This is a genomic window from Pseudoalteromonas sp. BZB3 (assembly GCF_040104455.1).
Taxonomy (GTDB): Bacteria; Pseudomonadota; Gammaproteobacteria; order Enterobacterales; family Alteromonadaceae; genus Pseudoalteromonas.
This window is the reverse complement of sequence record NZ_JBECOS010000013.1, coordinates 13,657-25,299: the sequence shown is the minus strand read 5'-3', so window position 1 is coordinate 25,299 and position 11,643 is coordinate 13,657. Positions and strand designations below refer to the sequence as shown.

The following is an 11,643-nucleotide window of genomic DNA, read 5'->3' as shown; positions in this document are numbered from 1 at the left end:
TTAACTGGTAAAACTAAACCTCAGTTTCATTGATATAAAACAAAAATTGCAGCTACTCTTCATAGTGCAAGGTGAACTCAGGACAAGGGGTGCCTTGATGGAAGAACAACTGCCACCCTTTTTCTGTTTTAGCCCAAATTGACATTCGAATTGAAAAATTCAAGGCATGATGCACATTCATTCGATAGGCTGCATGATAGGTCAGCTGGGCAAGCGTGTCGCTCAATACTTGTCCCTTAAAGTCTTGGTTATAGATCTGTGGAATTTTCTCGAGCGGTAACCGACCAATCACATGCTGCTTGTTAAACATTAAGCCATTTGCCGAAATTTCATAAAAGTCGTCATGAAGTAAATGGCTTAGTTGGTTTTTCGATGCTCTAACAACTGGGTCCAGTAACTGCCTCTCCAATTCAATAAGGTGGCTTATAAGCGAAGTCGTCATTTTATTTGCCATAATCACCCCAAATTCAAAGACTTTAATCTAAGCTTAGACTACTTCTTCACACTACATAAAGTATCCTTGACTAGAATTACAAAAAGAAGTTTGTTATAAACTCCCGTCTGGTCAGATGAGATAAGAAACTATGCAATACGCCAAAATTATTGGCTGGGGTAAATGTACACCACCAGCAACACTTTCAAACGAAGATATAAGCACAGTAGTCGACACCACAGATGAGTGGATTTCAACTCGCACAGGCATAAAATCGAGAAGAGTCAGTCATGTTGGTACTGGAGAATTGGCGACTATTGCAGCTAAACGTGCATTGGATTGTGCAGGTATTGCAGGAGAGGACATTGACCTTGTTTTACTTGCTACTTGCACCCCTTCTACACTTGTTGCAAATACAGCCTCATATGTTCAGCAACAAATCGGGGCAACCGGTGCAGCGGCATGTGATGTAAATGCAGCGTGTTCTGGTTTCTTATATGCATTACAAAATGCAACCGCACAAATACGCGCCGGTATGGTAAAGCGCGCAGTTGTTATTGCTGCTGAAAGAATGCTCTGGCATGTAAACTGGGCAAAGCGTGACAGTGCGGTTTTATTCGGTGACGGCGCAGGTGCAGTTGTACTTGAAGCATCAAGTGAAGAACTAGGCTTGTTAGCAACAAAAACTGGCTGTGATTCAGAAGACAGAGAGATTCTTCATATCCGAAACTTCGGCACTGACATAGATAAACACGATTCAGCACAACCCTCTGATATTTTGTTCCAAGGTAAAGATATCTTTAAGCGCGCGGTAAAAGGTATGAGCGAAGCCTGTGATGATGTGCTATCACAAGCAAATTTAGCACTCGAAGACATCGGTATGCTTATCCCTCATCAGGCAAATCTAAGAATTATTCAAGCCATTGCCAAACAATTGCAGCTTAGCGATGACAAAGTGATGGTCAATATCCAGCATTATGGCAACACCTCTGCTGCAACGATCCCAATTGCACTGTGTGAAGCATTAGAGCAAGGTAAAATCAAACCACACAGTCATATAATGAGCGCAGCATTTGGTGCAGGATTAACTTGGGCTGCAAGTTATATAAAATGGGGCGAACGCGTTACGCCTATCATTGAAAGTAAAGCTGAGCTGCCAGAGTGTAAACAAACTGGACTAGAGATAATGGCTGACGCCATCAAGTACTGCCAGTAAGCTATCCTCTGCCCTTATTTGAATGGTAATATTAAGCGGTTACATTTAAATAAGGGCAAAACATTGAAAACATTGTTCACTCCACATTCAGAAATTAGCCAACTAGAACCTCAAGCAATTTGGCAATTCTTTGATCAAATTTGTTCTATTCCGCATCCTTCAAAACACGAAGAAGCACTTGCACAGTTCATTATCGAGTGGGCAACAAGCCAATCTCTCGAAGTTAAAAGAGATGATACAGGCAACGTATTTATCAAAAAGCCTGCTTATCCTGGCATGGAAAATAAAAAACCGGTTGTGCTTCAAGCCCATATTGATATGGTGCCACAAAAGAATGACGGTACTAATCACGACTTTGTCACAGACTCGATTAAACCTTACATCGACGGTGAATGGGTTACTGCAACTGACACAACTTTAGGTGCTGACAACGGCATTGGTATGGCGTCGTGTCTTGCTGTATTAGCTGCTGATGACATTAAACACGGTCCGCTAGAAGTACTTCTAACCATTGATGAAGAAGCGGGTATGACTGGCGCATTCGGTTTAGAAGCTGGCTGGTTAGAAGGTGAGATTCTTCTCAATACAGACTCTGAGCAAGAGGGTGAGATTTACATGGGCTGTGCCGGTGGCGTAGATGCAAGTCTTACTTTACAACTAGAACGCCAAGCCATCAATGAAGATACAACACGTTTAAAGCTTGTTCTAAATGGCTTAAGAGGCGGTCACTCAGGCGTGGACATCCACACTGGCCGCGCCAACGCCAATAAACTCCTTGCACGTTTTTTAAAAAATCACACAGCAGACTTAACCGTACAGTTAGTCGCTTTTAATGGCGGTTCATTAAGGAACGCAATTCCTCGTGAAGCGTATGCCGAAGTGTTAGTTGAAAATGCACAATTAGACGCATTTCATAACTTAATCTCTGAGTTTGAAACACTAACAAAAACCGAATTAAGCGCCATTGAAGCAAACTTATCTTTCAAAGCGCAATCATTTGAAGGTGAAGCGTTACCATTAAGCGCAAGTAGCCAAAATACTGTGTTGTCACTACTTAATGCCTGTCCAAATGGTGTAGTACGCATGAGTGATGACATTCAAGGTGTAGTTGAAACATCACTAAATATGGGTGTCATTGAAACAAGTGAAAACAGCATTGAAGTTCTTTGTTTGATCCGCTCTTTAATTGACTCTGGTCGTTCAGACGTAGAAGGCACACTTGCTTCACTGGCAAGTCTAGCAGGCGCAACGGTTGAATTCAGTGGTGCATATCCAGGATGGAAACCAGATCCTGATTCTCAAATTTTGCATACGTTCCGTGACGTATATGAAGATATTTATGGACACAAGCCACACATCATGGTTATTCATGCTGGCCTAGAGTGTGGTCTTTTCAAAGAACCATACCCAGAAATGGACATGATTTCATTTGGTCCTACAATCAAGTTCCCACACTCTCCTGATGAGAAGGTAAACATTGAATCTGTAGGTTTATATTGGCAACAAATGAAAGCAATCTTAGAAAACATTCCAGCTAAGTAATACTTCTTAATAAAAATGCGAACCCATTGGTTCGCATTTCTATTTTATAAGTTTATCGATATCTATTTATAACGTGTAGCTAAATAGTCAAACGTAGCACGAAGCCCTAAGCCTTCACCACCTACCGGGCGACCCGGTAATGGTCTGATGTTATAAGCCATCACATCAAAATGAAGCCAAGGTGTAGTTGCTGGCTCAACAAACTCTTTCAGATATAACGCTGCTGTAATTGATCCACCAAACGGCGTTGAACCACAGTTAGCAATGTCTGCTACATCACTCTTGAACAAAGCTTTATATTGGTCGAACAGAGGAAGTTGCCAAACTGGATCTTGGTTTTGTAAACCTTGAGCCATGATGTCACTTGCAATTGCTTGGTCAGTTGAATAAAAACCAGGAAGCTCTGTACCTAATGCAATGCGACATGCACCTGTTAAGGTTGCAAAATCGATTAGCAGATCAGGATTTTCAGTTTGTGCTTCCGCTAATGCATCACACAATACTAGGCGACCTTCAGCATCGGTGTTATCAATCTCAACCGTGATGCCTTTACGTGTTTTGATGACATCACCTGGTCTGAAAGCATTACGCGACACTGCATTTTCAACGGCAGGCACAAGCACACGAAGTCTAACAGGTAGATTTACAGCCATAATCATTTGTGCAAGACCGATAACATGAGCAGCCCCGCCCATATCCTTCTTCATATTACGCATACCTACGGCAGGTTTTAAATCTAAACCACCAGAGTCAAAACAGACACCTTTACCAACAAGTGTCAGTTTCGGCGCATTCTCATCACCCCAAACTAAATCGAGTAATCTTGGTTTGTTGTCACTTGCACGACCCACCATATGAATAGTTGGGTAATTTTGTTCTAGTAATTCATCACCAATAATTTGGCTAAACTGACCATCAAAGCGAGCGGCCAATTCTTCCATAGTTTCAGCAAGATGCTGAGGCATCATGTCTGCTGCTGGCATGTTAACCAAGTCACGAACTAAATAAATCGCCTCAGCTTGCTGGTTTACTTTATTAAAAATTTCTTCATCTGCAATCGCGATTTTAGATTCAATAGCAGATAGAGACTTATAGACGGCAAATTGATAAGCACCTAATACAAAGCTAAGCGCATAACCTATCAAAGAGTCATCGTTAACATCTAGCGTGTACTGACCCTTAGGTAATTGTTTTGCTAAATCACCGGCATTCCACATATCAGTTACATCAGTAACAGTTACAACAACGAATTCAAGTCCAGTTGCGTTTTGTTTAGGCACCACAATTATGTTGCTAGTAGCAGAGCGCGTTGCATCAACATAACTTTTTACAAAGCTTTCTTGCGATGAAAGCCAAGTATCAAAATTTGATTTTTCAATAAATTTAATCGGTGTACCTGTATCGGCATGAATGATTGGAAGTTGCATATTATTCTCTGTGTTTTTGCGTCTATTTAGAGAATAACAATTTAGCGTACAGAGATCACTTATTTACGTGATTTAGAAGATTTGTTTGATAATGAAAATGAGCTTGGTAACACATCAACACCAACCCACTGACCCAGCTTAACAATAAGCGGAATAGTAATGGGAGCGAATGGAAGTACAGCAAATACGCCTAAACCTAACCCTTTTAGAATGTCCATAAGCTGTTCGTTAGCAACTTTTAGCTCTGATTTATGCGCCTCACCAAAGCTATAGCGCTTGTAAATATCCAACATTTCTTTGGTTTCTTGTTTTTCTTGCGCAAGTGCAATTTTTAGCGCAAGCATCGAGCGCCTTAATCTGATTTGCTGCCGTCTTTTGCTAATTTTGGCAACCCTAAGAGGGGCTTTGTGTACTACTTTAATTAGGCGCATTATAAACCAAATTTATTTATCACTCTGACAGTTTAGCAAAACTTGATAAACTCTATCTATGTATTTCATTAATCTCTCACATTCATGCTAAATAATACAGTAAAACAAATACCTAACCCAGAACCCCAGAAACCTAAACCAGACGAATGTTGTGGTGGAGGTAGTTGCTGCCCATGTGTTTGGGACACTTATAGAGACCAGAGAAAAGCTTGGTTACAAGTTAACGAAAAGCTTAACAAAACATAAATTAGACCAAAGCATAAACTTTAGTAGGAATGTAAATGCATTCCTATCCTTCCCTATTTTAGAAAATTATTTCATACTTAACAAAAAGTTACGCTTTCAATTTGCGCTTTCCCATTGTCATGTCTACTTTTAACTTTAATGCAAATTTTATTTGCATTATGTGTTAACTAAATGTATCAATAATTAACAGGCTAAATTTGCTTATTGCAAAAAAGCTTATCGTGCTTGTTAAAAATTTATAAGAAACCTTAATGACAACATTAATCTGGGGAAACAGGATGAAGTTAAAATTATCAAACGTAAGCCGTGCTATTACTTACGCACTAGCATCTACCGCTTCGGTAGGCTTGTTAAGCGCGACAGCCTATGCCGACGAAAGTGGCGATGGTGCTGAAAAGAATATTGAAAAAATCGCAGTTGTAGGTTCACGTTCTGCGCCAAGATCTGTCGATGATTCGCCAGTGCCAATTGATATTATTGGAGGCGATGAACTAGATAAAAACGCATCAACTGATATGTTAGACATGCTGCAGGCATCTATTCCATCATTTAACGTTAGACAGCAGCCTATCTCAGATGCGGCTTCATTTATCAGACCTGTAAACTTACGTGGTCTATCATCAGACTCTACACTTATTCTATTAAACGGTAAAAGAAGGCACAGAGCTTCTGTTATCGCGTTCCAAGGTGGTGGCGTTAACGATGGTGCTCAAGGTCCAGATATATCAGTTATTCCTTCTGTTGCGCTAAAGCAGGTTGAAGTTTTACGTGACGGTGCAGCAGCTCAATATGGTTCTGATGCCATTGCAGGTGTAATGAACTTTGTATTAAAAGACAGTTCAGAGGGTGGCTCAATCTCTGTGCGTCATGGCGAGTATTTTGAGGGGGATGGTACCCAGTTTGTTGTTGATGGTAACCTTGGTCTTCCATTTACCGATGACGGCTTTGCTAACTTATCTTTCCAATACAAGTCTGCAGATCCTACAAGTCGATCCGTTCAACGCCCTGACGCGGCGGCCTTGATTGCAGCAGGTAATACTCATGTTAATGACCCAGCTCAAGTTTGGGGTAACCCTGAGATTGAGGACGATATTACTTTATTTGGTAATGTTGGCCTAGATCTAGGTAACGATAAAGAGTTTTATATGTTCGGTAACTATTCTGATCGAATAGCTACTGGTGGTTATTATTACCGTAACCCTCAAAACAGAGGTGGAGTTTTTACTGGTACTGATGCCGATGGAAATGACATACATTTAGTTGGTGATATGGATGGACTCAATAATGGTATTGAATGTCCTAGTATTCCTAAACTACCAAACACAACCAATATTTTAGACAACGAGACATATAAGCTAATTGCAGATCCAAACACTGCAGTGGGTAAAAACTGTTGGGCATTCAATGAATTGTTCCCAGGAGGTTACACTCCTCAATTTACTGGTGAAATCAACGACACGTCATTAACAATGGGTACTCGTGGAGATATTACTGAAGGTTTCTTAGAAGGTGCTTTTATTGATATCAGTGGCTCATATGGCCGAAACAAATCAACTTATACACTTGTTAATACTGTTAACCCTTCTATGGGTTCATTGAATGCTGACCAGCCAAACAATGCATTTGAAGCAGGCTCTTACATTCAACTTGAAAAATCTTTCAACATTGATTTAACCAAAGGCTTTGATGTTGGTTTAGACGACGACCTAAACTTTGCAACGGGTATTGAATGGAGACAAGAGTCATTCGAAATAATTTCTGGTGAGCAAGCCTCTTGGGAACAGGGTCCATTGGCATCACAAGGCTTCAGTGTTGGTTCTCATGGTTTTGCTGGTTTCTCACCAGAATCACAGGGGATTAATAAGCGTCAAAGCTTCTCCGCTTATGCTGATGCGGAGACTTACTTAACTGAAGACTTATTACTTGGAGCTGCACTACGCTATGAAGACTTCTCTTCATTCGGAAATACAACAAACTATAAAGTAACTGCACAATATCAGCTTACCGATGATCTATCCATCCGTGGTTCTCATAGTACTGGTTTTAGAGCACCTACAGTAGGTCAAGCTAATGTTGTAAATACTCAGACATCTTTGGTAAATGGTGAATTGATTCAATCAGCTACATATCCACCAACTCACCCTGTCTCGGCTGAACTTGGTGGTAAAGAGTTAGATCCAGAAGAGTCAACTAGCTATGCTTTCGGTCTTGTATACAAAACCGGTGAGTTCTTCATGACTATCGATGCATACAATATTGAAGTTACTGACCGTATTGCACAAACAGATAAAGTATTTATCACACAAGCTAACGTTGATAATCTTCAAGGTAAATACCCTAGTCCAGAATTGCTTCTTGGTGGCTCTGTTACATTTTTTGCTAATGACTTCGATACCACAACCCAAGGTGTTGACGTTGTCATGAATTATGGCATGGATATGTTTGATGGCTACAGCAAAATTAGCTTGGCTTATAACTACAACACAACAAAAGTTGATGACCCAGGTCAGTTCACTTCAGCGTTCAAAGTACGCCGCTTGGAAGAAGGCATCCCTGAGCACCGTGCAACATTAACCTTCGCACAAAATTGGGAAGATGTAAGCATGTTCTTACGAGCTAACTACTTTGGTGAGTGGTTTGCTACACACGCGGATGAGCCAGATGTAGATAGCTCTTACGGTTGGTCTGAAACTGTTGGTTCATCTTTCACATTAGATGCTGAAGTAACTTATTACTTTAACGAACAGTGGACTATGTCAGTTGGAGCAAACAACATATTAGACACTGAGGCTCAAGAGCTGCAAAAAGATGGTGCATATTCAATTGTTAGCGGTAAATACTACGAGAGTGGTCCATTTGACTACAACGGCGGTTTTTATTACGTAAAAGCTACTTATAAATTCTAGATTACTGTAACCCAGCAGCAAAAGGCGAAATGGCATTAGCTATTTCGCCTTTTTATTTTTATGATTAGTGCAAAGCAATAACTTTAAACAACAATGCTATTACTTAAAAGAGCCAACGAATTATTAGAACAAGGGAAACTCAGAGAAGCTGAGTTTATGTTTAAAGCAGTATTAAAGGAAAATAATAAAATTGGTCCTGCATTATTTGGTCTTGGCCGAATTTGTATGCGTTTAGAAGATTACGACAGCGCCATTTATTATTTAAAACGTTCCTGTGAGCACCTGCCTAAGATGCTCGATCCCCTGTTTACGCTCGCTGATGCATTTATGGCTGTTGGATCTTCTGTTGATGCTAAAACTGTACTCGAATACACCTTAAGCGTTGCTAAACATAATGCACAAGCACATTATCAATTAGGGTTATTCTATTTAGACCACGGTTTTATTGAAAATGCAGAGCGTACGTTTGAAGCAGGCTTGGCATGCCCACCTAGTGCGGTTACTGCCTTCATGTTGCATGAACTCTCTCAGATTTCATCAACAAATCAATTAGAAGCGCATATTGAGAAACTCCATTCATTGTTAACTGAATACGATAATAAGCGCTTAAAAATCGTTGTTTATTATTCCTTAGCAAGATGTAATCACAGATTACAAGATCACACTCAAGCAATTGACTACTTTAGACTTGCTAACGAACTGCAGCTAAGTCTATGTGAGTTTAAAACTGCCGATATGAGGCCTTTCTTTGACGAACTAAAAGAACAGTGTTCAGAAGCATTCTTTAGCCAACCCAATGATAAAGTGAAGGCCACATTCACCCCTACTTTTATAGTTGGGCTACCAAGAACCGGTACTACATTGCTAGAACAAATGCTCGTTCAGCATAGTAGCATAGGCAGCATGGGAGAAAGCACAGTCATCAGCGACAAAATTGTACCTTACTTACAGATGCGTAATGAAGCCCCTTTTCCACAATGCCTTCATACATTAACCACATCTATGCTTGACCATTGCCGCAGCTTGTATGTAGATGAAATTAAGAAGCATCGTGTTGGTGAAGAAGTTGTCATTAATAAATTACCAGCCAATTTTCAAAACGTAGGACTAATTCAAAAAATATTTCCTGATGCTCGTATCATCCATTTGACCCGCTCGTTTAATGCCAATGCTTGGTCTGTTTATAGTAATCACTTCGCTGAAAACGAACCCTATTTTTGCTCATTAACTGAATATAAGCAGTATGCTGATTTTCAAGAAGAAATGATGGCACATTTTAAACATTACCTACCTAGAAACATTTATACCCTCAGTTATGAAGATTTATTAGATGAGACCCCAAAAGAGCTGAATAAATTACTCAATTTCTTGCATCAAAAATTTGAGCCTGAATGCTTGGAGTTTTATAAATCTAAGCGTCCAGTAGCGACTCTTAACAAAGCTCAGGTTAGAAGGCCTTTAGATCAAGGCCCAAGATCAAACTGGCAGGTTTATGAAAAACAAATGATGGCTATGCTCGATGCTGAGCAAACCAATCTAACAACTCCTTAAACTGATCGCTGTGTGCATGCGGACTAGTCAGCATATTAATATGATCATAATCAATTTTATGACCATATTTTTTTCCATATATTCTCAAGTCTTGTATGCCTTTTCCTGACTCTTCTATAAAAGCCTGAATATCAATTGGCTGTGCAAGGGCTTTATCTTTTGTACCTGCGATATGTAAAATAGGCGGTAACTCTATATTTTCTATTGCACTTGCGTAATCAAAACCATCATCACTGTCTATCCAAGGCTTCTTTTTCGCCCACTGCATGCTTTGATAATGTGACTTAACAGTCTCGTTATCACTGCCCCATTTCAATTTGCGCGCATCTAAATAACCTTTGCGTTTACTCAATAGCGGCGCCAATGTGTACCAAATCAAATTGGCTTGTAAGAGCTTGCTTGGATGGTTGTTAAATAAACTTCTTTTTGTTCCAAAGTAGCCACATGCTGAAACATACTCTTTATGCTCAGGGTAACGCGCTAAAAAGCTATTAAGTAAAACTCCCCCCCAAGAGTGTGCAACCCAAAACTTCGGAAAGTGACCTGTTTGAGCTTTAACAAATTTGAGCATAGTGGGAATATCTTCAAGGATGGCTTCTGTTTGGCCATATTGAGAGGAAGAAGATATTTTAGGCAAACTTTGTCCACGACCACGTAAATCAGCGACAAAACATTGATAACCTTGCGCTGCTAAAAACGGCGCTAAGCCCTTATTTGTCTCTGTGTAGAAAATCTTGCCATTTTCGACAGCTCCATGCAGGAAGAAAACAGCATCCCCTTTATTTTCAGGATTATAAATGTGTCTCAGGTGAAGAACTTGCTCATTTTCGAAGGGAATAAAGTGTGAATTTTGCGTGATCATGATTTAAGTCTTTTTAACTCGTCGTACCAGTTACTGTATTTGATAGCAATTGTCATTTCAACACTATTTAAGCTATTTCAAGAACTCGGTATAATCCATGCTTAAATTCAATAAAAGTAATGATATGCACCCAAGAAACGCCCACAAACAAGGCTATGACTTCGATAAGCTCATCAATGTAACGCCTTCATTGAAAAAATTCCTTATTAGAACACTGGCAGGCAAAAAGAGCATAGACTTTAGTAATGCGAATGCTGTCAAATGCTTAAATCAAGCGCTACTTAAACATCATTACAAACTCAGTTATTGGGACATATCCGAAGAGTTTTTATGTCCACCAGTTCCAGGCAGGGCTGATTATATTCACGCGTTGGCAGATCTACTAAAAAGCGATAACCATAATAAGATTGTTAACAATGTTAGGGCACTTGATATCGGCACAGGTGCAAATCTGATCTACCCTATTCTTGGGGAAAGAGTTTATAAGTGGTCATTCACAGCATCGGATATAAACCCGAAAGCATTACAAAACGCCGATAAAATTCGCATCGAAAATGCTTTAAATACCAAACTCGTTTTACAAAAAGACAAAGAAAAATATTTTCATGGTGTGATAGAAAAAGATCAAACATTACACTTGTCGCTATGTAACCCCCCGTTCCATGACAGTGAGCATTCAGCAAATAAAGCAACACAGAGCAAATGGCAAAAGTTAGGTAAAAAGCCAAAAAATACACTTAACTTCGGCGGCCATTCACCTGAGCTTTGGTGTAAAGGTGGTGAGGTGTTGTTCATCAAAAAAATGATTAAGGAGAGTAAGCATTATGCCAAGCAATGTGCGTGGTTTACTTCTTTAGTATCTAAAAAAGACTCACTAAATAGTTTAAAGCTAGCGCTTAAGAAAATTGGTGTTGCTGAAATAAAGGTAATCAAAATGACGCAAGGTCAAAAAACAAGCCGGTTCATCGCTTGGAGCTTTCAACCTCACTCCGAGCGACAAGCAATCTACAATACTAAATAAAGATATAT

At 39.8% G+C, this 11,643-nt stretch carries 10 protein-coding genes; 6 read left to right on the top strand and 4 right to left on the bottom strand.

The window, feature by feature from the left end:
- Positions 1-52: 52 nt before the first annotated feature.
- Positions 53-454: a nuclear transport factor 2 family protein gene (locus ABMY35_RS14835; RefSeq protein ID WP_138634232.1), complete on the bottom strand. Its 402-nt coding sequence runs from the start codon at positions 452-454 to the stop codon at positions 53-55.
- Positions 455-584: 130 nt separating this feature from the next.
- On the opposite strand from ABMY35_RS14835, the gene ABMY35_RS14830 reads away from it, so the two are divergent.
- Both ABMY35_RS14830 and ABMY35_RS14825 read left to right on the top strand, forming a co-directional pair.
- Positions 585-1,649 carry a ketoacyl-ACP synthase III gene (locus ABMY35_RS14830; RefSeq protein ID WP_349286925.1) on the top strand — a complete coding sequence of 355 codons (1,065 nt, stop codon included), beginning with the start codon at positions 585-587 and terminating at the stop codon, positions 1,647-1,649.
- Positions 1,650-1,721: 72 nt separating this feature from the next.
- Positions 1,722-3,191: an aminoacyl-histidine dipeptidase gene (locus ABMY35_RS14825; protein WP_349287105.1), complete on the top strand. Its 1,470-nt coding sequence runs from the start codon at positions 1,722-1,724 to the stop codon at positions 3,189-3,191.
- 62 nt (positions 3,192-3,253) lie between these two features.
- Here ABMY35_RS14825 and ABMY35_RS14820 read toward each other — a convergent pair whose 3' ends face one another.
- Both ABMY35_RS14820 and ABMY35_RS14815 read right to left on the bottom strand, forming a co-directional pair.
- Complete coding sequence (locus ABMY35_RS14820) at positions 3,254-4,618, bottom strand: leucyl aminopeptidase family protein (protein WP_349286924.1); 1,365 nt, start codon at positions 4,616-4,618, stop codon at positions 3,254-3,256.
- A 59-nt stretch (positions 4,619-4,677) separates the two neighbouring features.
- Positions 4,678-5,049 carry a hypothetical protein gene (locus ABMY35_RS14815; protein WP_349286923.1) on the bottom strand — a complete coding sequence of 124 codons (372 nt, stop codon included), beginning with the start codon at positions 5,047-5,049 and terminating at the stop codon, positions 4,678-4,680.
- An 84-nt stretch (positions 5,050-5,133) separates the two neighbouring features.
- Between ABMY35_RS14815 and ABMY35_RS14810 the strand changes: the two genes are divergently transcribed.
- The 3 genes from ABMY35_RS14810 (at position 5,134) to ABMY35_RS14800 (ending at position 9,752) form a co-directional block, all read left to right on the top strand.
- Entirely contained in the window at positions 5,134-5,295 is a 162-nt protein-coding gene (locus ABMY35_RS14810; protein ID WP_349286922.1) for an oxidoreductase-like domain-containing protein, read from the top strand.
- Between the two features lie 278 nt (positions 5,296-5,573).
- Entirely contained in the window at positions 5,574-8,201 is a 2,628-nt protein-coding gene (locus tag ABMY35_RS14805) for a TonB-dependent receptor (RefSeq protein WP_349286921.1), read from the top strand.
- 93 nt (positions 8,202-8,294) lie between these two features.
- Complete coding sequence (locus tag ABMY35_RS14800; RefSeq protein WP_349286920.1) at positions 8,295-9,752, top strand: sulfotransferase; 1,458 nt, start codon at positions 8,295-8,297, stop codon at positions 9,750-9,752.
- Here ABMY35_RS14800 and ABMY35_RS14795 read toward each other — a convergent pair.
- Entirely contained in the window at positions 9,712-10,614 is a 903-nt protein-coding gene (locus ABMY35_RS14795; protein WP_349286919.1) for an alpha/beta fold hydrolase, read from the bottom strand. The two genes, ABMY35_RS14800 and ABMY35_RS14795, sit on opposite strands and share 41 nt — an antisense overlap.
- Positions 10,615-10,711: 97 nt before the next feature.
- On the opposite strand from ABMY35_RS14795, the gene rlmF reads away from it, so the two are divergent.
- A complete protein-coding gene (gene rlmF / locus ABMY35_RS14790; protein WP_349286918.1) occupies positions 10,712-11,635 on the top strand; it encodes a 23S rRNA (adenine(1618)-N(6))-methyltransferase RlmF in 924 nt (307 codons plus the stop codon).
- The last annotated feature ends 8 nt before the right edge of the window (positions 11,636-11,643 follow it).